This window comes from Novosphingobium sp. KACC 22771 (assembly GCF_028736195.1).
Lineage (GTDB): Bacteria > Pseudomonadota > Alphaproteobacteria > Sphingomonadales > Sphingomonadaceae > Novosphingobium.
This window is the reverse complement of sequence record NZ_CP117881.1, coordinates 731,847-757,345: the sequence shown is the minus strand read 5'-3', so window position 1 is coordinate 757,345 and position 25,499 is coordinate 731,847. Positions and strand designations below refer to the sequence as shown.

Here is a 25,499-nt window from a genome sequence, read left to right as displayed (position 1 = left end):
GCTCACTTGCCTCCCTTGGGCGGGCAGTTGGTATCCGAAGGCCGGCACTCGATCGTGTCGAGGCTGACCGCGGCATCGGCTACATTGACGATCAGGCTGTCATTGCCGCGCCCGATCAGGGGGGTGACGGCCAGCGTGTCGCCGCTCTTGAAGTTGAACACGGCCACCTTGCGCTCATCATAAAGGTTGAAGTTGGGCTGGGCCACGTCGGTGGTCAGGCATCCCTTGTCAGGCGCGCCGATGGCGCATCCGTTGATCCGCGAATTGGCGCGCGACACGCGGAAGGCATTGAGCGAGCCCGCCGGGGCCAGTTCGATGGCCGCATTGGTCAGTGTTGCCGCGCTGGTTCCGCTAAACCCGTCCACCGTGCCGAACATGGCAAAGCTGTTGGCCGGGGTGTCGCCGGTGCTGATCAGCCGGATGGCCAGAGCGGTGGGATTGGTGCCGCCCGCCGAATTGATCTGGACCCCCTGATTGCCCGACACCTGCGTGTTCTGGAACAAGGCGAAATTCTTGTAGCCCACCGTCACCTGACGCGCGGTCAGGAAAGTGCCGATGTTTTGCGCGGTGGGATCGGTGTAAAGCAGCGAGGAAGCATTGGCGACCTGCGAGGCGATCTGGCCCGCATCCATGCCGCCATAGGTCGAGAGCATGGTGGCCGTGCCAAACAGGATCCTGTCCGCGCGCAATTCGACCGTGGCCGATCCGGCATTGATCGAAGGCGTGCCGCTGCCGCCATTGACGCTCAGATTGGCGGTGATCTGGGTGGCGAAAGTATGCGCAGCGGCATTATCGGTCAGCGTGTCGAGCAGGCCCCCGATCTGCAATGTGCGCTGGGCCGTGCCCTGCACCGCCACCGGCCCGGTGATCGCCACCGCGCCTGTGGCGGTAAAGCGCATATCGCTGGTGGCGACATCGTTCAAAATGTCCAGCTTGCCGATCTCCAGCGCCTTGCTTCCCGTATCGACAATCACCGAGGGCGCCTTGAGCAGGGCCATTTCGGCGTTGCTGAGCGCAAAGGGATTGCCCGCGGTGCTGGTCGAATTGCCCACCGTGGTGGCCCCGGTCCCGGTGTTGCGCAGGATGATCCGCCCGCTCGAGGTCAGATTGCCGCTCAGCGCCACATCGCTCGCCTCAATGATGATATTGCGGCCGTTGGGATCATTGGCGAGGCTCGACCCGCTCGGCAGGCTCTTGGCCCCGCGCGCATCGCCCGAAACCAGCGCGATGGCGCCGCTCTGGCCTGCACTGGCGTTGGTCAGCACGGCATGGCGCGCATCCAGCCCGGTCGCCGAACCGCCGATGGTCGCCGTTGCCGCCGAAACCGTCCCGGCCGCCGCCAGTTCGATATCGTCGCCTGCGGTCAGTGCGGCAAATGTCGCGCTGGTCCCGGCCGAGGCCGCAATATCCTCGCTGGCGCTGGTGGCGCCGCTTGTGGCGATGCTGCCGCCCGCCAACAGCGCAATCGAACCGCGCCGCGCCGTGCTGGCCGCCAGCGAAACATTGCCTTTGGCATTGACCAGAATATCGCCCGCGCCATTGGTCGTCAGGCTGGTGCCCGAGGTCACATTGCTCTGGACGGCCCGCAACCGGATGGTCGCCGCGCCAAGCTGGGCGTCCTCGGCTCCGATGCTGATCGAGCCTGCCGTGCCCGCCGCGCCGCCAAACACCACGCCGGTCAGGCCCGCGCCGACCGCCGCGTTCGACAGGCCCGTCGTCAGGCTCAGCGCCCCATTCTGCGCCACAAGGTCAATGTCATCGCCCGCCGTGGCCGAGCCCACGCTCACCGCGCTGCCCTGCCCGGCAATGTCCTTGCCCGCGCTCAGCGTCGTCGCCGTGATCGTCCCGCCCGCCAGCAGCCCGACCGAGCCGGTGGTGGCCGCAGCGCTCGCCACGCCGATGTTGCGCGCCGCGCTGATCGCCAGCGTATTGCGCAGCGCGTCATTGCCCTGCGCGGTGGCCTGCGTCGTCACAAAGGCCGAGGTCGCGCTGGTCAGGCCGACGCCATAGCCCGCGCTCAGGTCATCCACCCGCAGCACGTCGGTGATCGTGTCCGAACCGATGCTGGCATTGTCCGCGTTGTTCTTGGTCAGCACCGCGTCATAATGCGCCGAACCCGTGCCCACCTGCAGCAGGCCACGGCTGGCCAGCAGGTTGAGCGAGCCGTCGCGCGCCCGCACCGTATCGACCATCAGCGCCTGCGCGCTCACGCTCACCTGATCCTGATCCAGCGTGCCCGCGCCGCTCCCCGCGATCACCGTGCCAAGCTGGGCGATGCCATTGGCGGCATTGACCGTGATCCGGCCATTGTCCGCGCCGGCCGTCAGATTGGCCAGCCCGTTGCCCGGCGCCAGGCGCGTCGCCGCCCCGATCAGTTCAAGCGAGAACGCATCCGCCGCCCCCGCCGCCGTGGTCAGCGTCGCGCTGCCCGCCGTGAGCGTGCCCACATCCAGCGTCTGCTGCGCCCCCAGCGTCACCGTCCCGCTGCTCACCGTGCCGATCCGCAGCGTGTCGGCCCCGTTGCTGAGCGTGGCCACCGAACCGCCCGCCCCGGTGCTGATCGCGCCGAACGTCCCGCTGCCCACCGAGAGCAGCACCTTGCCGCCCGTCGCCGTGATCGTGCCGCCGCCCGCCGCCGCATAGCCGCTCGGCAGGCCCGTCACCGAGCCGCCCGTGCTCGTCACCGCAATGTCCCCGCCCGAGGTCACATCGCCCAGCCGGATGTCGCCCGCGCCATTGGCCGTAAACGCCCCGCTCGTCGTCACCGTGCCCGCCAGCAGGCCCACCGGCGCCGTCGGCACGCTGCCGCCCACCCCGCCGCTCACCACCAGCCGCACCACATTGGCACCGGCCAGCGCCGCATCATCGGGCGTGGTGAAGGTCACGCCATTGCTCTGCCCCGCCGTGCCGCTGATCACATCGGCATAGCGCGTGCGATCCGCCCCCCCGCTCAGCGTCAGGCCGGTAAAGCTCAGGCTGGCCGCGGTGATGTCAATGTCATCGGCCGCGCTCACGCTGCCCAGCGCAGCGCTGCCGCCCGCCGCCACGCTCACGTCCTCGCTCTGCGAGGTCAGGCTCAGCGCCTGCGTCACATTGCCGCCCGCACGCACCGCGATGCTGCCCGAGGTCAGCCCGGTCGCCGTCACCGTATTCAGCGACACATTGTTCGCCGCATTGACGATCACATCGCCATTGTTCGTCGTCAGGCTGGTGGCGGAGGTCACATCGCCCGCTGCCGAGCGCAACCGGATCGTCGCCGCGCCAAGTTGCGCATCCTCGGCCCCGATGCTGATCGAGCCTGCCGTGCCCGCCGCGCCGCCAAACACCACGCCGGTCAGGCCCGCGCCGACCGCCGCGTTCGACAGGCCCGTCGTCAGGCTCAGCGCCCCATTCTGCGCCACAAGGTCAATGTCATCGCCCGCCGTGGCCGAGCCCACGCTCACCGCGCTGCCCTGCCCGGCAATGTCCTTGCCCGCGCTCAGCGTCGTCGCCGTGATCGTCCCGCCCGCCAGCAGGCCGACCGAGCCGGTGGTGGCCGCAGCGCTCGCCACGCCGATGTTGCGCGCCGCGCTGATCGCCAGCGTATTGCGCAGCGCGTCATTGCCCTGCGCGGTGGCCTGCGTCGTCACAAAGGCCGAGGTCGCGCTGGTCAGGCCGACGCCATAGCCCGCGCTCAGGTCATCCACCCGCAGCACGTCGGTGATCGTGTCCGAACCGATGCTGGCATTGTCCGCGTTGTTCTTGGTCAGCACCGCGTCATAATGCGCCGAACCCGTGCCCACCTGCAGCAGGCCACGGCTGGCCAGCAGGTTGAGCGAGCCGTCGCGCGCCCGCACCGTATCGACCATCAGCGCCTGCGCGCTCACGCTCACCTGATCCTGATCCAGCGTGCCCGCGCCGCTCCCCGCGATCACCGTGCCAAGCTGGGCGATGCCATTGGCGGCATTGACCGTGATCCGGCCATTGTCCGCGCCGGCCGTCAGATTGGCCAGCCCGTTGCCCGGCGCCAGGCGCGTCGCCGCCCCGATCAGTTCAAGCGAGAACGCATCCGCCGCCCCCGCCGCCGTGGTCAGCGTCGCGCTGCCCGCCGTGAGCGTGCCCACATCCAGCGTCTGCTGCGCCCCCAGCGTCACCGTCCCGCTGCTCACCGTGCCGATCCGCAGCGTGTCGGCCCCGTTGCTGAGCGTGGCCACCGAACCGCCCGCCCCGGTGCTGATCGCGCCGAACGTCCCGCTGCCCACCGAGAGCAGCACCTTGCCGCCCGTCGCCGTGATCGTGCCGCCGCCCGCCGCCGCATAGCCGCTCGGCAGGCCCGTCACCGAGCCGCCCGTGCTCGTCACCGCAATGTCCCCGCCCGAGGTCACATCGCCCAGCCGGATGTCGCCCGCGCCATTGGCCGTAAACGCCCCGCTCGTCGTCACCGTGCCCGCCAGCAGGCCCACCGGCGCCGTCGGCACGCTGCCGCCCACCCCGCCGCTCACCACCAGCCGCACCACATTGGCACCGGCCAGCGCCGCATCATCGGGCGTGGTGAAGGTCACGCCATTGCTCTGCCCCGCCGTGCCGCTGATCACATCGGCATAGCGCGTGCGATCCGCCCCCCCGCTCAGCGTCAGGCCGGTAAAGCTCAGGCTGGCCGCGGTGATGTCAATGTCATCGGCCGCGCTCACGCTGCCCAGCGCAGCGCTGCCGCCCGCCGCCACGCTCACGTCCTCGCTCTGCGAGGTCAGGCTCAGCGCCTGCGTCACATTGCCGCCCGCACGCACCGCGATGCTGCCCGAGGTCAGCCCGGTCGCCGTCACCGTATTCAGCGACACATTGTTCGCCGCATTGACGATCACATCGCCATTGTTCGTCGTCAGGCTGGTGGCGGAGGTCACATCGCCCGCTGCCGAGCGCAACCGGATGGTCGCCGCGCCAAGCTGGGCGTCCTCGGCTCCGATGCTGATCGAGCCTGCCGTGCCCGCCGCGCCGCCAAACACCACGCCGGTCAGGCCCGCGCCGACCGCCGCGTTCGACAGGCCCGTCGTCAGGCTCAGCGCCCCATTCTGCGCCACAAGGTCAATGTCATCGCCCGCCGTGGCCGAGCCCACGCTCACCGCGCTGCCCTGCCCGGCAATGTCCTTGCCCGCGCTCAGCGTCGTCGCCGTGATCGTCCCGCCCGCCAGCAGCCCGACCGAGCCGGTGGTGGCCGCAGCGCTCGCCACGCCGATGTTGCGCGCCGCGCTGATCGCCAGCGTATTGCGCAGCGCGTCATTGCCCTGCGCGGTGGCCTGCGTCGTCACAAAGGCCGAGGTCGCGCTGGTCAGGCCGACGCCATAGCCCGCGCTCAGGTCATCCACCCGCAGCACGTCGGTGATCGTGTCCGAACCGATGCTGGCATTGTCCGCGTTGTTCTTGGTCAGCACCGCGTCATAATGCGCCGAACCCGTGCCCACCTGCAGCAGGCCACGGCTGGCCAGCAGGTTGAGCGAGCCGTCGCGCGCCCGCACCGTATCGACCATCAGCGCCTGCGCGCTCACGCTCACCTGATCCTGATCCAGCGTGCCCGCGCCGCTCCCCGCGATCACCGTGCCAAGCTGGGCGATGCCATTGGCGGCATTGACCGTGATCCGGCCATTGTCCGCGCCGGCCGTCAGATTGGCCAGCCCGTTGCCCGGCGCCAGGCGCGTCGCCGCCCCGATCAGTTCAAGCGAGAACGCATCCGCCGCCCCCGCCGCCGTGGTCAGCGTCGCGCTGCCCGCCGTGAGCGTGCCCACATCCAGCGTCTGCTGCGCCCCCAGCGTCACCGTCCCGCTGCTCACCGTGCCGATCCGCAGCGTGTCGGCCCCGTTGCTGAGCGTGGCCACCGAACCGCCCGCCCCGGTGCTGATCGCGCCGAACGTCCCGCTGCCCACCGAGAGCAGCACCTTGCCGCCCGTCGCCGTGATCGTGCCGCCGCCCGCCGCCGCATAGCCGCTCGGCAGGCCCGTCACCGAGCCGCCCGTGCTCGTCACCGCAATGTCCCCGCCCGAGGTCACATCGCCCAGCCGGATGTCGCCCGCGCCATTGGCCGTAAACGCCCCGCTCGTCGTCACCGTGCCCGCCAGCAGGCCCACCGGCGCCGTCGGCACGCTGCCGCCCACCCCGCCGCTCACCACCAGCCGCACCACATTGGCACCGGCCAGCGCCGCATCATCGGGCGTGGTGAAGGTCACGCCATTGCTCTGCCCCGCCGTGCCGCTGATCACATCGGCATAGCGCGTGCGATCCGCCCCCCCGCTCAGCGTCAGGCCGGTAAAGCTCAGGCTGGCCGCGGTGATGTCAATGTCATCGGCCGCGCTCACGCTGCCCAGCGCAGCGCTGCCGCCCGCCGCCACGCTCACGTCCTCGCTCTGCGAGGTCAGGCTCAGCGCCTGCGTCACATTGCCGCCCGCACGCACCGCGATGCTGCCCGAGGTCAGCCCGGTCGCCGTCACCGTATTCAGCGACACATTGTTCGCCGCATTGACGATCACATCGCCATTGTTCGTCGTCAGGCTGGTGGCGGAGGTCACATCGCCCGCTGCCGAGCGCAACCGGATCGTCGCCGCGCCAAGTTGCGCATCCTCGGCCCCGATGCTGATCGAGCCTGCCGTGCCCGCCGCGCCGCCAAACACCACGCCGGTCAGGCCCGCGCCGACCGCCGCGTTCGACAGGCCCGTCGTCAGGCTCAGCGCCCCATTCTGCGCCACAAGGTCAATGTCATCGCCCGCCGTGGCCGAGCCCACGCTCACCGCGCTGCCCTGCCCGGCAATGTCCTTGCCCGCGCTCAGCGTCGTCGCCGTGATCGTCCCGCCCGCCAGCAGGCCGACCGAGCCGGTGGTGGCCGCAGCGCTCGCCACGCCGATGTTGCGCGCCGCGCTGATCGCCAGCGTATTGCGCAGCGCGTCATTGCCCTGCGCGGTGGCCTGCGTCGTCACAAAGGCCGAGGTCGCGCTGGTCAGGCCGACGCCATAGCCCGCGCTCAGGTCATCCACCCGCAGCACGTCGGTGATCGTGTCCGAACCGATGCTGGCATTGTCCGCGTTGTTCTTGGTCAGCACCGCGTCATAATGCGCCGAACCCGTGCCCACCTGCAGCAGGCCACGGCTGGCCAGCAGGTTGAGCGAGCCGTCGCGCGCCCGCACCGTATCGACCATCAGCGCCTGCGCGCTCACGCTCACCTGATCCTGATCCAGCGTGCCCGCGCCGCTCCCCGCGATCACCGTGCCAAGCTGGGCGATGCCATTGGCGGCATTGACCGTGATCCGGCCATTGTCCGCGCCGGCCGTCAGATTGGCCAGCCCGTTGCCCGGCGCCAGGCGCGTCGCCGCCCCGATCAGTTCAAGCGAGAACGCATCCGCCGCCCCCGCCGCCGTGGTCAGCGTCGCGCTGCCCGCCGTGAGCGTGCCCACATCCAGCGTCTGCTGCGCCCCCAGCGTCACCGTCCCGCTGCTCACCGTGCCGATCCGCAGCGTGTCGGCCCCGTTGCTGAGCGTGGCCACCGAACCGCCCGCCCCGGTGCTGATCGCGCCGAACGTCCCGCTGCCCACCGAGAGCAGCACCTTGCCGCCCGTCGCCGTGATCGTGCCGCCGCCCGCCGCCGCATAGCCGCTCGGCAGGCCCGTCACCGAGCCGCCCGTGCTCGTCACCGCAATGTCCCCGCCCGAGGTCACATCGCCCAGCCGGATGTCGCCCGCGCCATTGGCCGTAAACGCCCCGCTCGTCGTCACCGTGCCCGCCAGCAGGCCCACCGGCGCCGTCGGCACGCTGCCGCCCACCCCGCCGCTCACCACCAGCCGCACCACATTGGCACCGGCCAGCGCCGCATCATCGGGCGTGGTGAAGGTCACGCCATTGCTCTGCCCCGCCGTGCCGCTGATCACATCGGCATAGCGCGTGCGATCCGCCCCCCCGCTCAGCGTCAGGCCGGTAAAGCTCAGGCTGGCCGCGGTGATGTCAATGTCATCGGCCGCGCTCACGCTGCCCAGCGCAGCGCTGCCGCCCGCCGCCACGCTCACGTCCTCGCTCTGCGAGGTCAGGCTCAGCGCCTGCGTCACATTGCCGCCCGCACGCACCGCGATGCTGCCCGAGGTCAGCCCGGTCGCCGTCACCGTATTCAGCGACACATTGTTCGCCGCATTGACGATCACATCGCCATTGTTCGTCGTCAGGCTGGTGGCGGAGGTCACATCGCCCGCTGCCGAGCGCAACCGGATCGTCGCCGCGCCAAGTTGCGCATCCTCGGCCCCGATGCTGATCGAGCCTGCCGTGCCCGCCGCGCCGCCAAACACCACGCCGGTCAGGCCCGCGCCGACCGCCGCGTTCGACAGGCCCGTCGTCAGGCTCAGCGCCCCATTCTGCGCCACAAGGTCAATGTCATCGCCCGCCGTGGCCGAGCCCACGCTCACCGCGCTGCCCTGCCCGGCAATGTCCTTGCCCGCGCTCAGCGTCGTCGCCGTGATCGTCCCGCCCGCCAGCAGCCCGACCGAGCCGGCGGTGGCCCCCGTGCTGACATCAGCCACATTGATGCCGGTGCTCGACGAGAGAAGAATATTGCCGCCGTTGCTCTGGATATTGCCGGTCTGAATGTCGCTCGTCGCGCCATTGGCCGAAATGGCGACATCCGCTCCGGCATTGCCTACGGCAATCGCGCCGGTATGCACAAAGCCGCCCGTGGAAGTCAGCGTCAGCGGCGCGTCAACAGTGATATCCTGCGTGCGCAGGTCTGTGGCGGCAATAAGGTCAGTGCTGCTGGCCGAATGCAGGCTGGAGGCGGTGACATTGCCAAGATTGAGGCCGGGCGCGCTGGTGATGACCACTTCGCTGCGCTGGGTGGGGGTGCCGCCCGCCAGACCGGCGATAAGGCTGGTCGTGGTGTCGAAATTGACCGCCCCGGCATCGGCCTTCAGCGTCAGCGCCGAGGCGCCAGACCCTGCAGCGTCCGATTGCAGGGTCAGCGCGCCAAGGCCGGTAATGTCCGACGTGCTCGCCTCGATATTGACCAGGCCGCCTGCGGTTTGCTGCACCGTCGTGGCGGCCGCGCCCAGCGTGATGCCGCTGCCCGACACTGTATAATTTTGCCCTGCGGTGACATTGCCCGCCACCGTCACCGCGTCATTGGCCACCAGCTTGACATCGCCACCCGCACCGGCAGCCGAGAGCGCGCCGTTGCCGGCAATCGAGGCCAGCGCGTTGGTGCCGTTGTTGACGGTGATCGTGTTTGCCCCCGCCGTGGTCGAGGCTGTCGCCAGCACCACCGCGCCATTCACATCGCTGGCCGTCAGCGTGGCGCCCGCATCGACATTGAGCAGCGTGGCGGTCAGGTTGTTCTGCAAGGCGCCCGCGACAACCACCGACTGGCCCGAAAGGCTGCCCTGGACATTGACCCCGCCGGTCAGCGTGGTGCCTGCGTTGATGGTGAAGTTGAGCGGGCTGCCAACGCCGCTGTTGAAAGTGACATCGCTGGCCGCGACCAGCACGACCGAGCCGCTGTTGGTGCTGATGGGGGCGGTGTTGGTGATCGATTGCCCCACGGCCATGATCGAGCCGGTGACATTGAGCCCGGCGCTGTTGATCTGGATCGGGCTGGCGGCGGAGCCGGCAAAGTTGAAGGCGGTGCTGTTGGCCGCGCCTGCCGAGGCAAAGGCGGTGCGAAAGGCGCCATCGACCGGGCTGCTGAAATCCAGCGTCGAGAGCAGCAGGCTGCCCCCCGCGATCTGGGCCGAGCCGTTGAAGGTGATGCCGTCCTGATTGAACAGCCAGACCGAAATGCCGTTTTGCGCGGTGATCGTGCCGTTGATGATCGAGGTGCCGCCCGCGCTCAGCACGCGGTTGGCCGCCACCAGATCGGTCAGGGACGTGGTGGTCGTGACATAGCTGACCGTGCGACCGGCGGCGATGTTGTAGTTGTTGAAGTCAATGATGCGACTGGCATCGTTCAGGTTGACCGTCATCACCTCGGAGCCGACAGGCCCCGATGTGCTGATGCTGGCGCCGCCCGCATTGGCCAGGCTGGGCAGGGACTGGGCCTGTGCCGTGCCGGTCAGCAGCGCAACCCCCATGAGCGTGGTGCCCATCAAGGTGGTGGAGGCCAGAAGCGCCCGACGGCGGGCGCGGGCCGGTGTGAAAGGCGACATGCTGCGGCGGAACGTCATGGCATCTACCCCCGTCAGAAAATCTTGGCAGTCAGCGAAACCAGAACCCGGTCGGCCGGTTTTGCCACATCGTTGATCTGGGCCTTGTCGAGCGGATGGGCATAGGTCACATCCAGCACCAGCCGCCGTTGAAGAATGAAGCGCAGCCCCCCGCCCACCGAGCGCAGCGTGCGCCGGGCATTGACCGTGCCGGGATCGGTGTTGATGATCCGCACCCAGTCATAAAACGCGGAGGCCGCGACATTGACCCCCGGCACCGGCAATTGCACACGCGGTTCGGCGGTAAAGCCATAGACGTGATCGCCGCCGTTCGAGCCCGGATCATAGCCGCGCCCATGGGTGAAATTGCCCAGTGAAAATTCTTCAAGGTTGAGCAGCGGATCGCTCGACCACTGGCCAAAGGCGGCCAGATTGAGTTCGGCAGGGCCGCGCGGTTTGACAAGGACATTGAGCTCATCCTTGAGCACAACCGCCTGCGGATCGCCGTAAAAGCGGCTGGGCGCGCCATCGGCCGTTGCCACGCCAAGACGCGTGGGGTTGAAGACATTGAGCCCCTTGCGCACCTCGGCCACATTGCGCAGTTGGAACAGGTTCCGGGTCGCGCCGCCAAATTGCGAGCTGGCGTCGAGGCGGGCATAGAACACCCGTGTGCGGTCCAGTGTAAAGGGCACGTTGACCGAGCCGCTGCGGATATGCGACTGCTGCTCGATGGCTTCAAAACCGATACCGCCCACCACATTGTTGCGCAGGCTGCGCAGCAGGGGATAGGTCAGATCAAGGCCCGCAATGATCGAGCGCGAGCGCAGATCAAGGCTGGGGATCGTGGGGCGCGACCAGGCAAAGCTGCCCCGCAGGCCCAGCCGCAGACCGCTGTCGGTCAGGGCGAAATCATGGCCCACCTGCGCCACGCGCACCTCGTTCCAGTCGGTCGAGTTCGAATAGCCAACATAGGTCCGGTCGCTCAGCCCGGTCAGGCCATAGGCCTCGACCCGCACCGATCCAATCCAGCGGCCCAGCGCGCGCGAGCCGAAATTCTGCATATTGGCCAGCACGGCAAAGCGGCGCGTGGCCACGGTCATCGTGCCGATCACATCGCCGGGCCGCGTGTCCGCGCCGGATGCCGCGCTGAGCGAGAGATTGACATCCAGACCCGGAATGTCGCGCATCAACAGCAGGATGCGCTCGGCCTCTAGCCGATTGAGCGGATCGAGCGCGCGGATGCGGGCAATGGCACGCTCCAGCTGGGGTGCATAATGCCCTGCATCGCCCACGATCCGCACCGGCGCGACGATCCGTGCCGTGACGATCTCCATATGCAGCGTGCCGTCGTCGATCTTTTGGGCGGGCACCTGCGCCAGCGCGACATAGCCCGCGCCATCCAGCCGCTCGTTGATGCGGTCGCGGATGGTGCAGACCACGGCAATCGGATGATCGCCATGCAGATCCGCATCCACCCCGGCCAGCAACCGGACCAGTTCGGGCGGCAGCGCGCTGCCATCCGAGCGGGTCAGGGCCAGACGCTGAAGGTTGATGCGCAGGCTGGACTGATCGAGCGCGCAGGGTGTCTGGGGCAGCGCCTGTCGGCTGTCGACCGAAACTCTGGGCGCCTGGGCCGGGGTTTTGTCGGGCAGGTTCTGCTCAAGCTGGCCTCGGCCCAGATCCTGCGGCACGCCTGCCGAAGGTGGGGGCGTTGACTGCGCCATGGCCGCGCCACTCGCGCACAGCCCAACCGCCGTCAGGGCCCAACGTTCCCAGCCGATCGCCATACTACCCCCATAAAATATGAAACAAAATTACAGAAAACTGTCAGATTTCTTCACATCATGATGAACAGTTATTCACCAAGCCCAAGCAGAGTCAACTATTATTTAATATATACCCTACTTATCTTTCAGAAAATTTGTTTGCGTTAGCAAATCATTACAAGACTTTGTTTTCAATAAGAAAGATTAATTTTTAAAATCTATTTCAAGTCAAAGTCCAGATATAAAAATCAACTCAAAACTAGGCGCAAAGCAGGCCCGCCCGCGCCAATTGCGTGATGGCCGAGACCGCATCAATGCGAATGTCCGGCCCCTTCACGTCCCGATCCCAGCGTTCGCACACTTCCTCCAGCGTCAGACTGCCGTCGAGCAGGGCCAGAACCTGACGCGGCGCCTGCTCGACCACCATCAGCGAGCGGTGGTCGAGCGTGAGCACCTGCTGCTGATCGCCCGCGATCAGCGCGCGTGTCAGGCTGGTGGTCTGGGGCCGGGGGCCTGCGTTCAACACACCGGGGAAAGGCAGCGAATGCAGTTCCAGAATCCCCCGGTTGACCAGATTGAGGATCGCCAGCCCGCGCGCCTCATCGGTGGTGAAATGGACCAGCGGCACGCGCAAGGGCCGCTCGCGCACCAACAGGTCGAGAAATTCGGCCAGATCCGCATCATCGGTTTCAAAGCGATTGCCGGCGATGGCAAATTCAAACTCGCCTTCGCGACTCAGCCCCGGCGAGGCGCAGATCAGCAGACGCGCCAGCGCATCCAGATCCAGACGGCGCAGCGGCGCCCGCCCCGGACGGATGAACAGCGACTGGTGAAAGAAGCAGACATCGTCATCGTCCACCTGCTGGGCCAACCGCACAACCTGCGGATCGTCCAGATCGCGCCCCGGCAGGCCGTGAAACAGCCCCCCCGGCTGGGCTTCGGTGAGATAGGCCAGATGATGCTCGCCCGCCTCGGCGCAGATCTGGGTCAGGGATTTGGGATCATACCATTCGCCCAATTCATCGTGAAACAGCGTGTGCGCGTTCTTTTCGACAATAAGCCGCGCAATCCGGCGCAGCGCGGCCTGTGATGCGCCGTCGCCCTCCTTGGGCTTGCCAAAGTCCTCAAGGAAATCGAGCGCCTGTTTCAGCCGCTCCTCGGGCTCGGTCACGCCCTCCAGACGGCGCAGCAGCATCTGGCGCACCGCCATGCGCAAATGGCCGCCGGGCATGGCGTTATAGCTGATATAGGCAATCCCCTCGGGCGAGAGCACGCGGTCGATCAGGCGCAAGGTGGCCTGCTGCACCTCTGGTGAGACCCAGGCATAGAGGCCATGGGCAATAACATAATCGAACGATCCTTCGAGCCGCTCGGCCAGATCGACAATATCGCCGACCATGATCCGGGCATTGGCCAGCCCCGCCGCATCGGCCATGGCCTGCCCCTGGGCAACGGCGCTGGGCGCCAGATCGAAGGAAACGAATTGCGCATCGGGATAGGCGGCCGCCATCGCCATCGCGTTCAACCCATCGCCACCGGCAATTTCCAGCACGCGGGCGCGGCGCGGATCGGCCCCGTCCAATCCATGCAATCGAAGTATTGCGGCCAGATGTTCGGGGTGTGTTGTCCTGTAAAGTGCTGAAGGATAAAGAACGCGATCGTAGATAGTGTGCCCTTGCCCCAAGTCACCCTCCCCAATCAACTTGCCAATCTGTTCGGCTGCTCTATGAGTCTCCATCCGCCAGACAGCGGAGGGAACATGCCTCTTATCCTGACCTTGCGCAAGACGAACGAATTAAATGCCGCGCCTGTCTTGCGGGCGGATCGCGGAGAGATCGTTATTGGTCGAAATCCCGATGCCTCGCTGGTGCTGGCCGATCCGGCGGTATCGCGCCGCCATTGCGCGATCGCGGGCGAAAATACCGCCTGGCGCATCACCGACAGCAGCAGCGGGGGCACCTTTCTCAACGGTCAGCGATTGACCGGGCCGCAGATGCTGCGCCATGGCGACATGCTGCGGGTAGGCGCCCACGAGATCCATGTGGGGATCGAGGCCGGGATGGCGCAGCCCTCGGCGCGCGAAAGTTGGGGACGCCCCGCGCCCGGCATCATGACCACGCCCGATGCGGGGCGCACACAGGCCCCGATGGCTGCGCCTTTGCCCGCCTCTGCCGATCCTGTCCTGTCGGCTGCTCTTTCCGCGCTGCTCCGTCTGGCGCAGGACCGGCGCAAGGCCCGCGCCGATCTGGGGCTGGCGCAGGCGGACGAAGCGCCGCTGCCCGAGGCGCAGGATCTGGCGCGTCAGTTGGCCCAGATGCCGCCCAGCGAGGCTGCCGCGCGCATCGAGGCGATCTATCGCGAAATCGACGCCCATCAACGCGCCGTGCTGGGGGCGATGCAGGCCGGTCTGCACGCCGCGCTGGATCAATTCGCGCCCGAGGCGATCAAGCACCGCGCCCGCAGCGATGCCGAAGCATGGCAGGCCTATGAAAAGGCTTTTGCCGCGCAGGACGGTTTCGTCGAAATCTTCGCCCAGGCTCTGACCCGCCACTATGATCAGCAGGTTAAGGCCCAACAAATCAGGGCCCAACAAATCAGGGCTTAGCCGCGGGCGTATTGGGAATATTGTCGACGAATTTGTACCAGACGATCTGCGCCTTCCAGTCATTGGCGCGCGCTTTCTGCTCAAAGGCCGCCTTGCCCGCCGCCGTGGTCAGATCGCTGAGCGCCGTGGGCGTAAAGCCGCCCTTGCCGGTCAACAGCACGATGCCTGCCCATCCGGGCTTCGCATTGGTTTCGATGTCCAGCCGGTAATTCTCGATGCCGGGCAATTTCTGGATCGTCGAACCATTGACATTGGCAGGCAGGATCGAGCGGTTGGCGACGAATTGCGTGATCACATTCGAGGTTTCGATCGAATAGAGCGAATAATCCGAACTGATCCCGTCCAGCGCCAGATCGGTGACCACGCGGGTGCCGATCTGCCCGGCATATTCGCCCTGCGCCATCGTCTCCAGCTCATATTCGGGCTGTTTGCGCGTCATGCGTTCGGGCGGCGGCGCGCGGAATTTGGCCAGTTCGTCGAGCACCGGGCAATAGCTGGGATCGATGCGCACCACGCCGGAAAAGTCGGTCCCCGGCTCCACCCCCAGCTTCTGCGCCGCCTTGAGCAAGCCGTTTTCCGCCTCCAGCGGCGATCCGGCCACGCCCACCGCCCGCATCGTATAGCCCGCCCCGTCGCGCGCGGTTTCCACCGTCATCCATGAACAGGACAATTGCGGCAACACGCCCTGCACCGCCGCGTCCAGCGCGGGCAACGAGACATTCGAAGCGGCAGCAACGGCAGGCGCCTGCGCCGCCGGAGGAGCCGGACGCAAGGCATACCACCCCGCCCCCACCACCATCAGCGCCGCCACCCCGCCAACCCCGGCCAGCACCGGCATGGGCAGCGCCATCAGCCCCGCCCCCTTGCCCCCGCCCGATGCCTTGCGCCCCTTGATCGCGTCCAGCGCGCGGATCACCTCGTCCATCGAGCGCAACCGCTTTTGCGGATCGGCCACCAGCATCCGGTCGATCACCGTGCGCAATTGCGGCGGCACGGCGCTGGTGTCCACGCCCTTGCGGCGCTTCATGATCGCCTCGGCGGGCAATCCGCCAAGGTCGGGCTTGCGCCCCTGCGCCAGCGCGAGGATCACCAGCGCCAGCGAATAGACATCGGTCCAGGGCCCGATCTGCTGATCGAAATCGCCCATCTGTTCGGGGGCGACATAGCTGGGCTTGCCGGCAAAGCCATTGCCGATGATGGTCTTTGATCCCGGATCGGTTTCCTTGACGATGCCGAAATCGATGATCTTTGGCCGGTCCATCCGGTCATGATCGAGCAGCACATTGTCGGGCGAAATGTCGCGATGCACCGCGCCCAGTTCATGCGCCTCGCGCAGCCCCTCGGCCAGACGGCGCAGCAGGCTGACCAGTTCCTCCTCGGTCGGCGTGGTCTTGCCCACCAGATCGGACAGGTTGCGCCCGTCGATAAAGCGCGTGACGATGTAATAAAGGTTGCGCTCCGGCTCGAGCACGAAGTCGCGGTATTGCACCACGGCCGGATGCGAAAGCTGGGTCAGCGCCTGCGCCTCGCGCTGAAACATGGCGATGACATTGGGGTCGGCGGCCAGATCGGGCAGGATGGTCTTGATCGCGACCCGCTCGCCGCTGTCGATATGGACGGCCTCGAACACTTCGCCCATGCCGCCGCGCGCCAGAAAGCGCTTGATCTCCAGACGGTTGAGGCGCGTGCCGGGCTGGAGGGTCGCCTCGGCCCCGCCGGTGCGGCGCGGGGCCGCGGGTGGCGATGCGGGGGACGCGGGCGGGATGGAGGAGGCTGGCGGCGCGTTTGGCGCGGCGGCAAAGACGGTCCCTTCCTCCTCGTCCGCCGGGAGCGCAATGGGGGCGGCTGATGCAGGGGCGGGCGGCGTGGATGGGGCGATAAAGACCGTGCCCTCCTCCTCATCGCTTGGCGGCGCGGCCGGGACGCCCCCTGTGGCGGGCGCCTCTGGGGGCGAAGGCGCGGGCGCGGCCGAAGGCTGAAAGACCGTTTCGTCCTTTTCCTCGTTCACGGCGTCCTGCCTCCCATCAGATCTCTGGCGCATGGTGGCCGAAATGGGCCAGCGTCACCTCGCTGGTCGCCACCCCGACCAGTGTGACATTGTCGGGCGCACCCAGCTCCAGACAGCGCTTGAGCATCACCCCGGCCGCCCGCTCAAACGGCATGCTGCGCAGCGTTTCCTGCATCTCGGCCTCGCCAAGGACACCGTAAAGCCCATCGCTGCACAAGAGCAGCAGATCGTCATCCTGCAACGCGTCCACCACCGTATCGACCTGCAACGGCCGGGCCACGCCCACCGCGCGCGTCAATACATTGCGCAAGGGATGGCTGGCCGCCGCGCTTTCCTCGATCAGGCCCCGGTCGAGCAGTTCCTGCACCTGGCTGTGGTCGCGCGTCAGGCGATAGAGCCGGTTGGCGCGCAGCAGATAGGCGCGGCTGTCGCCCACCCATGCAATGCCAAAGCGATTGTCGCGGATACACAGCGCCACGGCGGTCGAGCCCATCTGCTTGCCGACCCGCTCCGACTCGCTCAAAATCTGTTCATTGGCCTGCTCCAGCGCGCCCGTCACCGCCGCCAGCATGCCTTCGACATCGCCCTGCTGCGCCACCGCCGAAACCGCCGCAACCACCAGCGCCGAGGCCCATTCTCCCCGCTCCAGCCCACCCATGCCATCGGCCACCAGCCAAAGTCCGGCCTTATCCGAGGCATAGAAGCTGTCCTCGTTATGCTTGCGAACGATACCGGGATCGGTCAACGTCCATGATTCTGTCCGAATAGGTATCAAGGTCATCTCCATGACCGCCTGAATGGATAATAGGCGCAGTTCTGTGAATTTCGCAACAGCGACTGTTCGCTTCCGCTCTTTTCTATTATCAACTGCTTTGGCCAAATAATGGAATGCGGATATGAGCGAGGATATTTTCTATTCTTACAATCCGCGTCAATGGGTTACGCGCTGGAGCCCGTCCGTTGCATCGCCCGGCAAGGGCGGCCCTGCGCAGCAGGGGCGCGCGCGGGCCATCAGCATCGTGGGCGGTTTGGGCATCCTGATCGCCGGGGGTCTCATCGCCTGGCTGGGCGGTCCGGGCGAACCGACGCGCGCGCCCGACCACGCGCCCGGCGCCCCCGCCCCGGCCCAGCCCAATGCCGTGCGCCGCACGCTCGAACTGGCCGGTGTGGGCGAATTGCAGGGCGCGCTCGAACGCTTTGGCCTGCCGCCCGCGCTGGCCGCACAGGTCTTTGCCCAGGCCCAGCCCCATCTGAACCCCACCGGGCCGATCCGCGCCGTGCTGGAAATGACCCGCGCCGAGGGCAGCCTGCGCTTTCGCCGCCTGCAAGCGTCCAATCAGGACAGCTCTGGCGCCATCGTTCGCATGACCGAGCAGGGGCAGCTTGCCACCACGCCCATGGCCGCACAGGTCAGCGAGCGGACGGTGGTGCTTCATGGCACGATGGACGGCGACAGCTTCTATACCTCGGCCGTGGCGATCGGCGTGCCCAATGCGGTGATCTCGCCCTTTGCCAAGGCGCTCTCCTTTGACTTCGACTTTCAGCGCGATGTGGCGGCCGGTGATGCCTTCGAACTGGCCTATTCCCAGCCCACCAATGCGGCGGGCGAGGCGATGGGCGCGCCAACGCTGCTCTATGCCTCGCTGACCACCTCAACCAAATCGGCGGCGGTCTATCTGTTCCAAAAACAGGGCGGCGAGCCGGACTGGTATGATGCGGGCGGATCAACGGCAACGCGCTCGCTGATGCGCACGCCGGTCGATGGTGCGCGCATCACGTCCAAATTCGGGATGCGGTTTCATCCGGTGCTGCATTACACGCGGCTGCATGGCGGGGTCGATTTTGCCGCGCCCATCGGCACGCCGATCTATGCCGCGGCCACCGGCACCGTCACCTCGGCCACGCCCAACAATTGCGCGGGCAACATGGTGATCATCCAGCACGCCAACGGCATGGAAACCCGCTATTTCCACCTGATCCACTATGCCGAAGGGCTGCATGCGGGCCAGCAGGTGCCGCAGGGCTATACGATCGGCTTTGTCGGCGTGACCGGCATCTGCACCACCGGGCCGCACCTGCATTACGAAATCCACATGAATGGCGAGCGGGTCGATCCGCAAAGCGTCCAGCCCGACACCGGCAGCGAGCGCAAATCGCTGAGCGGGGCGGATCTGGAAGCCTTTGAGCGGGTGCGCGACCGGATCGATGTCGCCCGCGCCCAAAGCGGCAGTTGATCCGGCTTAGGTGATCCGGACTAGGCGGGGCGCGGCCGGGGCCAGAACCAGACCGCGCAGAGCAGCGCCGCCAGCACGATATAGGACGACAGGCTGGCATTCAGCCCCTCGCCGCTGCCGCCCCAGATAGCGGGGCCGGACAGGTCAAGGTTGATAAGCGCGCCGAAAGTGCCCACCCCCGGATTGGGATAGAGGCCAAAGAGCAGTTCCTCCGACCAGTTCCAACCGAAATGCAGCGCCCATGGCAGCGCCAGCCCCCCGGACCGCTGATAGCACAGGCCAAACAGCAACCCTCCCAGCAGCAGTGTGATAAAGCTGAGCGGATCGCTGGCCCCGGCCAGGAAATGCAGCAGCGCAAAGGCCAGCGCCGCGACCGCCAGCGCTGGCATGGGCCCCCAGCGGCGCGTCAGATCGCCTTGCAGCCAGCCCCGGAAATAGACCTCCTCGGCCCAGCTTTGAAACAGCACAAGCAGCGTTTCGAGCAGGATCAGACCGATGCCGGGCGGTGGCGGCGATCCGGCATGGGCCGTCCCGGCAATGATGCACAGCGCCACCGAGCAGCCGCAGCCCGCCACCCCCAGACCCAGCCCGACCGCTGCCAGTCCAGGACCGCCATAGCGCAGCGGCAGACGCAACAGGCGGATGGCCCCCAGCGCCAGCGCGGCCAGCAGGCCAAAGGTGACCAGCGTGAAAATCGACTCCAGCCCATAGGCGGGCATGCCCGCGATGCCGGGGCCAGAGGCAAGTAGGCCGAACAGATAAGGCACCCCCAGCAGGATGATCGCGGCCCCAAGGCAGGCACCGGCCAGACTGATGAAACCCGATAAAGGATTGTTTCCGGCCGACTTGTCTTTTGACACCAGCGCCCCCGATCCCTGCGTTTTATCATGGATTAGGCCAAATTGATTCGCCTGCAAGGCCTAATTGATGGACCTCGCGTTTCTTGCCATGGAATCCAATTCTTGCAACGTCTTAAAAATGGACTCTTACAAAAATCGCACCTGTTGTCTTGGTTATGAAGTGGGTGTATATCCCCTTATCATTTTTATTGCTTCCGTTGGAGCAGGGGAAGTCTGTCATGATGAGGGTTTCGGTCGCACTATTGATGGGCACTTCCGTATTTGTCGGCGCCCAGATCGCGGCTGCGCAATCTGAACCGGCCGGCGCGGCCGTCAGCCGAGAGCAGATTCATTGTTTTGTGGCAGGCGGTTGCAACGATGCCGCCCCGCCGACGGCGGCCAAGGCCAAATCGGATGACGATGCCTGCATGGAAACGGGCGACTGCTCGGTGGGCGAAACCAAGGGGTTCCACCTGACCACCGGCGCGGCGGCGGCGGCAGGCACTGCGCGCCCGAGCGTGCGTGCGCCTTCGCGTCCGGCCTATGCGGCGGCGGCCTCGTCCACGCCGCGCGCGGGGCGCATGGCCTCGCCCGCGCCTGCCCTCTCCGCGCCGCGCCAATCGCTCAACATGCGCCTGTCATTCGAACTGAACTCGGCGCATCTGACGCCTGAGGCCCGGCAGCGCGCCGATATTTTCGCCAGCGAGCTGAAATCGGCGGCGGGCGGGCGTCGCTTTGCCATCGAGGGCCATACCGACAATGTCGGCAATCCGGCCTATAACCAGCGCCTGTCGCGCGAAAGGGCGCAGGCCGTTGTCGATTACCTCGTCGCCCAAGGCGTTCCGGCCTCAAGGCTGCAGGCGGTGGGCTACGGCTTTGCCCATCCGCTGGACGGCAGCACGGCATCCGACCCCAACAACCGCCGGGTGGAAATCACGCGGTTTTAACGGCGTAAACATGGGCATGGCGTCATGAGATCGGGCGCCATGCCGTGGAAGATCAAGGCATGTGCTGCGGGAAATAACCCGCCTGTGACAATTCATGGGGCAGCAGACCATAGCCCGTCACCATCAAGGAGTCGCGTCGCAGGTCAGGGTCCGACAGGCCGGGGATGAACATTTGCGTCAACCCCAATGACTTGGCCCGCATCCCGTCCAAATGCTCCCGACCTTCCTTGACCGTTGCGGACGCCCCCGAACCCTCATAGGCCAGCAAGGGCTGGATCACTCTTGCCTGCACGACAATTGTCATGTCGCTCCATTCCAGCGGCACACAGCACAGTTCACGAACAGCAACCGGCACAGATTTTCCCGCCGCGTCGGCATATTGTTCAACAATTTGATAATTGCCCCAATCGAGCCACCATTCACCCGCCGCTACTTGCGGAACCAATACGCCGGAGCCAAATCGAACCAATTTCGTACCGGCGGCCACCACGCGCTCTTGCGGATTCTCGATCCCTCCGGTGGCCAGCAAAGACTGTTTGACGCAGTGGATTGATTCAACCTCGGGACGGTGAGGCTGAGGATTGAGGCTGGTATTGTACCCCATCGCGCGCAGCTTGGTGCCGGGCGCGTCAAATTGCCTCTGGTTTGCAAATGTCATCAAACCGCCCCTTCACCATGCCATCGACGGATCGTGCGCGCATGCCTCAGCGCGCGCGATCCGTCCAAACTTGCCCGTTCAGCTGAAAAAGCTCATCGCCTCGCTGCCCAAATCGCGCTCAAGTCGGCGCCGAATATGGGGCCAGAGGGCCTGAATGCCCTTATAGAGGAAATAGGCGCCCAGCACTGCGGCGCCCAATCCGATCACCGCCGCCAGCCCGGCCGACACCGTGCCAAGACCGAACACCTCGACCACAACCACCCCGATCCGCGATGCATTGGCAAAGATCGACAGGCCTTCGGCCACCCCAATGACCCCGCCGATGATTTTCAGCGAGTCGATCAGACCGGGGCCCGAACTCAAATCGGCATTGTCCAAGGTGTTGTCGATGCTGCCGATCAGATTTGCCCGGTTTGAAAGAAAGCTTTTGGCGGACATGATCGGCACGAAGATGTCAGACTCTTCGACGTTCATGAAACGCGAAAATGCAGAAATAATATGACCTTGGGCGACAGGTTCATCATTGAAACTCATAGCCTGCACTCCTTCATTTCCACTGTTTGCCGATCAAAACTTCCGATCAGACCGGGGCCGTTCTCGTCAGCCCCCGACGATCACCGTGAAGCAGCCGAGCGTGATCGCGCCGCCATGGGCGGTCATGTCGCCGATTCGTGCCTGAGGCATGCCGCTGGTGATGACGGTTGCGCTGCCCTGGATGATCGTATCGGGGGGGCCGACGCAGACCGCCATGTCGGAAATGCGCGCAGCGGGCAAAGCCCCGATCAGCACCGTGGGCGCGCAAGGGCCCGATACCGGACCGCCAACATGGGGCACCACCCCCGTCACCATCGGACAGACATGCATGTCGGTGATTCGCGCGGCAGGGGGCATGATCGCGATACGCCTTTCAATCGTGTGAAGTATTGATATTGACGCATTTTATGTAATGACTGACTACTATTAACATGTTTTCCCCCAAGACATCAAAAAGAAGTGGAGTAATGATCGAAAAACTGTAACTTCATGTTGGTTCTGACAGCAGCGAGGCATGAACTGTGTTGATCGACGAGGAGCGCCGGACCGCGATCCTGGCACCGTTCGATGAATCGGTGGGCATTGACGGCCGGGACGACGAAGGCGCTGCTGGAAATCTGCTTCGTGAACTGCGTTCTCAGCGCAAGGCGATCGTTCGCCTTGAACAGGCCGCGATGATGACTGACGATGAACTGATCCTGCCCGAAGGGGCGTGGGATTGGGAACGTCTGGCCGAGGAAGCGGCCGATTACCTGTCGCAATATGGCAAGGATCTGGAGCCGATGTCGGTTCTGGTCGAGGCGGCCGCGCGCAGCGACGGACTGGCCGATCTGGCGGCGGCCATGACACTGCTGGCCGATTTCGTCGAGGCGTTCTGGGACATCGGCCTCTATCCGGCCGAGGATGAGGACGGGGTCGAGACCCGCTATCAGCCGCTCTCGGGCCTGTCGGGGGGCAGCACGGACAAGGATGGCGCGCTGATCGCTCCGCTGCGGCGGCTGGTGATTGCGCGTACCAGCGAGGGCGATCTGCGCCTGCTGGAAAAGAAGAGCGCCGATGCGGCGATGACCGCCTCGCAATCGCTGACCGGCGAGGCGAAGAGCGGGCGCGTCGAGGAAGCCAATGAATTGTATCGCGGCATTGAGGCCCACGGGCGGCGCCTTTCGGGCGATGCCATGGCCCGCTTTGCGGCGCAGGCCGCCGAGGCCGAGGCCGGATGGCGCCGCGCCATTGCCTATATTTCCGAGCGGACCAAACCGCAGTTTCCGGCCGCCTCGCGCCTGAGCGATGAGCTGAAATATTTGCGCGAATGGCTCTCCGCCATGGCGCCGACCACGGCGACAGAGGCAGCGGGCGGCAGCGAGGATGCTGGCCCGGCGGCGACAGCCGAAGGCGGCGGCGCGCCGGTTGCGGCCGGTGGCGGCTTTGTCGCGGGCAAGATCACGCGGCGCGAGGATGCGCTCAAGGCCGTGGCGGCGGCGGCGGATTATTTTCAGGTCAACGAACCGCTCTCGCCGCTGGGCGCGGCCCTGCGCGAGGTGGACCGGCGCGCGCGCATGACGATGGAAGATCTGCTGAACGAACTGATCCCCGACAGCGATGCGAGGCAGAATTTCTATTGGCGGTCGGGCATCAAGCCCCCCGCAGAGACCTACGACGAATAATGGAGAATGCCATCCGCCCCGAATTGTCGGGCGGATATGAGGATGCAGCCCAATTCAGGCCCAATCTAGGGAGGTCGATATGAGTGACTCGGTACACGACAAGCTGAAGCGCGTGCGCAAGCCGCGCGTGCATATCACCTATGATGTCGAGACAGAAGGCGCGCAGGAAACCAAGGAACTGCCCTTTGTCGTGGGCGTCATGGGCGATTTTTCGGGCGATTCGGCGGTGCCCAAGAAAAGCCTCAAGGAACGCAAGTTCATCGACCTGAAAAAAGACAAGTTCGATCAGGTCATGGCCCGTATCGAACCGGCCGTTAAGATGAAGGTTGAAAACACCATCGAGAAAAACGGCAAGGAATTTGAGGTCAACCTCAAGTTCTCGTCGATGGACGATTTCGAACCGGAAAAGATTGTCGAACAGGTCGAGCCGCTGCGCAAGCTGATGGAGACCCGCAACCGCCTGCGCGATCTGATGTCCAAGGCCGACAGTTCGGAAGAGCTGGAAAACCTGCTCGAACAGATCCTGAGCGACCAGGACAAGCTCAACTCGCTCTCTTCGCAACTGGACGCCGGCGACAAGCCTGCCGCCTAATTCATTCGGAGTAAGATGATGGCCGAATTGGAAGCCCAGGGCGCCGGCGGCGCCCAGACCGAAACCGTCTCCGCCCCGCTCAGCTTTCTGGACGAGGCAATCGCCGCGACCAAGCAGACCGAGCCTTCGCGCGTTGAAGAATTGATGAAAACGCTGGCGCAGGAGGCAATGAGCGGCACCGTTCAGTTCAACAAGAACATGACGGTGACGCTGAAGGCCGCGATTGCCAAGATCGACGCGCAAATCTCCGAGCAGCTTGCCGAAATCATGCATGCGCCCAAGTTCAAGGAGATGGAAGGCACCTGGCGCGGCCTCAACTATCTGGTCAAGAACAGCGAGATCAGCACCACGCTCAAGGTCCAGCTGTTCAACGCGACCAAGAAGGAAATCGCCGCCGACCTGTCGAAGGCCACCGATTTTGACCAATCGACGCTTTATAAAAAGGTCTATGAAGAACAGTTCGGCACGGCGGGCGGCATGCCCATTGGCGCGCTTGTCGGCGATTATTACTTCAGCAAGCATCCCGATGACATCGAACTGCTTACCAATATTTCGAGCGTGGCGGCGGCGGGCTTTACCCCCTTCATCTCGGCGGCCGAATCCAATCTGTTCGGCATGGACAGCTACAAGGATCTGTCCAAGCCGATGGATCTGAAGCAGATGTTCGAGACGGCCGATTACACCAAGTGGAACTCGTTCCGCCAGACCGAGGATTCGCGCTTTGTCACGCTGACCATGCCGCGCGTGCTGGCCCGCCTGCCCTATGGCCGCGACACCAAGAAGGTCGAGGGATTTGATTACGAAGAGGCCCCGCGCGACGAGAATGGCGCGCCCAAGGCCATGGCCCATGACGACTATTGCTGGATGAACGCGTCCTATGCGCTGGCCGCGCGGATGACCGATGCCTTTGCCCAATATGGCTGGTGCACGGCGATCCGCGGGGCCGAAGGCGGCGGCAAGGTATCCAATCTGCCCACCCATGTGTTTCAATCGGACGATGGCGATCTGGACACCCAATGCCCGACCGAAATCGGCATCACCGACCGGCGCGAAAAGGAACTGTCGGATCTCGGCTTCCTGCCGCTGTGCCACTATAAGAACACCGATTATTCCGTGTTCTTTGGCGCGCAGACCACGCAGAAGCCCAAGACCTATGACCGGCCCGAGGCAACCGCCAATGCCGCCATTTCGGCCCGCCTGCCCTATATCATGGCGACCAGCCGTTTTGCCCATTATCTCAAGGTGATGGCGCGCGACAAGATCGGCTCTTTCATGGAGGCGAGCGATTGCGAGACCTGGCTGAACCGCTGGATCACCAATTATGTCGACGCCACCGAGGGTGCCGGACAGGAAGCCCGCGCCAAGCGGCCCCTGCGCGAGGCCAAGGTCGAGGTCAAGGAAGTGCCCGGCGCGCCCGGTTCATACAGCGCGGTGGCCTATCTGCGCCCGTGGTTGCAGTTTGAGGAATTGACCACCTCGATGCGCCTTGTTGCCCGCATTCCTTCGGCCAACTGAG

Annotated in this window: 15 protein-coding genes; 6 read left to right on the top strand and 9 right to left on the bottom strand. The window is 65.6% G+C overall.

Annotation, left to right across the window (positions count from 1 at the left end; translation table 11 throughout):
* Positions 1 to 2: 2 nt before the first annotated feature.
* From PQ467_RS03325 to PQ467_RS03315, 3 genes are all read right to left on the bottom strand, one after another.
* Complete coding sequence (locus PQ467_RS03325; RefSeq protein WP_274175135.1) at positions 3 to 10,157, bottom strand: filamentous hemagglutinin N-terminal domain-containing protein; 10,155 nt, start codon at positions 10,155 to 10,157, stop codon at positions 3 to 5.
* Positions 10,158 to 10,171: 14 nt separating this feature from the next.
* Positions 10,172 to 11,860: a ShlB/FhaC/HecB family hemolysin secretion/activation protein gene (locus PQ467_RS03320; protein ID WP_274175134.1), complete on the bottom strand. Its 1,689-nt coding sequence runs from the start codon at positions 11,858 to 11,860 to the stop codon at positions 10,172 to 10,174.
* A 301-nt stretch (positions 11,861 to 12,161) separates the two neighbouring features.
* Positions 12,162 to 13,493, bottom strand: coding sequence for a class I SAM-dependent methyltransferase (locus PQ467_RS03315; RefSeq protein WP_274175133.1), 1,332 nt, complete (start codon positions 13,491 to 13,493; stop codon positions 12,162 to 12,164).
* 168 nt (positions 13,494 to 13,661) lie between these two features.
* Between PQ467_RS03315 and PQ467_RS03310 the strand changes: the two genes are divergently transcribed.
* The gene (locus tag PQ467_RS03310; protein ID WP_274175132.1) at positions 13,662 to 14,507 is read left to right on the top strand and encodes an FHA domain-containing protein; all 846 of its coding nucleotides are present in this window, start codon (positions 13,662 to 13,664) and stop codon (positions 14,505 to 14,507) included.
* Here PQ467_RS03310 and PQ467_RS03305 read toward each other — a convergent pair.
* Both PQ467_RS03305 and PQ467_RS03300 read right to left on the bottom strand, forming a co-directional pair.
* Complete coding sequence (locus tag PQ467_RS03305) at positions 14,497 to 16,515, bottom strand: serine/threonine protein kinase (protein WP_274175131.1); 2,019 nt, start codon at positions 16,513 to 16,515, stop codon at positions 14,497 to 14,499. The genes PQ467_RS03310 and PQ467_RS03305 overlap by 11 nt on opposite strands.
* Positions 16,516 to 16,531: 16 nt before the next feature.
* Positions 16,532 to 17,260, bottom strand: a complete 729-nt coding sequence (locus PQ467_RS03300) for a PP2C family protein-serine/threonine phosphatase (protein WP_274175130.1) — start codon at positions 17,258 to 17,260, stop codon at positions 16,532 to 16,534.
* Between the two features lie 151 nt (positions 17,261 to 17,411).
* On the opposite strand from PQ467_RS03300, the gene PQ467_RS03295 reads away from it, so the two are divergent.
* Positions 17,412 to 18,749 (top strand): M23 family metallopeptidase, encoded by a 1,338-nt coding sequence (locus tag PQ467_RS03295; RefSeq protein ID WP_274175129.1) that lies wholly within the window; start codon positions 17,412 to 17,414, stop codon positions 18,747 to 18,749.
* 20 nt (positions 18,750 to 18,769) lie between these two features.
* Here the strand turns inward: PQ467_RS03295 and PQ467_RS03290 are convergent, their stop codons facing one another.
* Entirely contained in the window at positions 18,770 to 19,609 is an 840-nt protein-coding gene (locus PQ467_RS03290; protein ID WP_274175128.1) for a CPBP family glutamic-type intramembrane protease, read from the bottom strand.
* A 218-nt stretch (positions 19,610 to 19,827) separates the two neighbouring features.
* Here PQ467_RS03290 and PQ467_RS03285 point away from each other — a divergent pair, with 218 nt between their 5' ends.
* The gene (locus PQ467_RS03285) at positions 19,828 to 20,535 is read left to right on the top strand and encodes an OmpA family protein (protein WP_274175127.1); all 708 of its coding nucleotides are present in this window, start codon (positions 19,828 to 19,830) and stop codon (positions 20,533 to 20,535) included.
* Between the two features lie 52 nt (positions 20,536 to 20,587).
* Here PQ467_RS03285 and PQ467_RS03280 read toward each other — a convergent pair whose 3' ends face one another.
* From PQ467_RS03280 to PQ467_RS03270, 3 genes are all read right to left on the bottom strand, one after another.
* Complete coding sequence (locus PQ467_RS03280; protein ID WP_274175126.1) at positions 20,588 to 21,193, bottom strand: hypothetical protein; 606 nt, start codon at positions 21,191 to 21,193, stop codon at positions 20,588 to 20,590.
* A gap of 78 nt (positions 21,194 to 21,271) precedes the next feature.
* On the bottom strand, positions 21,272 to 21,727 hold the full coding sequence (locus tag PQ467_RS03275) for a hypothetical protein (RefSeq protein ID WP_274175125.1): 456 nt from the start codon (positions 21,725 to 21,727) through the stop codon (positions 21,272 to 21,274).
* 66 nt (positions 21,728 to 21,793) lie between these two features.
* Positions 21,794 to 22,084: a PAAR domain-containing protein gene (locus PQ467_RS03270; protein ID WP_274175124.1), complete on the bottom strand. Its 291-nt coding sequence runs from the start codon at positions 22,082 to 22,084 to the stop codon at positions 21,794 to 21,796.
* Positions 22,085 to 22,248: 164 nt separating this feature from the next.
* On the opposite strand from PQ467_RS03270, the gene PQ467_RS03265 reads away from it, so the two are divergent.
* The 3 genes from PQ467_RS03265 (at position 22,249) to tssC (ending at position 25,498) form a co-directional block, all read left to right on the top strand.
* Entirely contained in the window at positions 22,249 to 23,391 is a 1,143-nt protein-coding gene (locus tag PQ467_RS03265; protein ID WP_274175123.1) for a type VI secretion system protein TssA, read from the top strand.
* A 79-nt stretch (positions 23,392 to 23,470) separates the two neighbouring features.
* The gene (gene tssB, locus PQ467_RS03260; RefSeq protein WP_274175122.1) at positions 23,471 to 23,983 is read left to right on the top strand and encodes a type VI secretion system contractile sheath small subunit; all 513 of its coding nucleotides are present in this window, start codon (positions 23,471 to 23,473) and stop codon (positions 23,981 to 23,983) included.
* An 18-nt stretch (positions 23,984 to 24,001) separates the two neighbouring features.
* On the top strand, positions 24,002 to 25,498 hold the full coding sequence (gene tssC, locus PQ467_RS03255; protein ID WP_274175121.1) for a type VI secretion system contractile sheath large subunit: 1,497 nt from the start codon (positions 24,002 to 24,004) through the stop codon (positions 25,496 to 25,498).
* Position 25,499 lies beyond the last annotated feature (1 nt).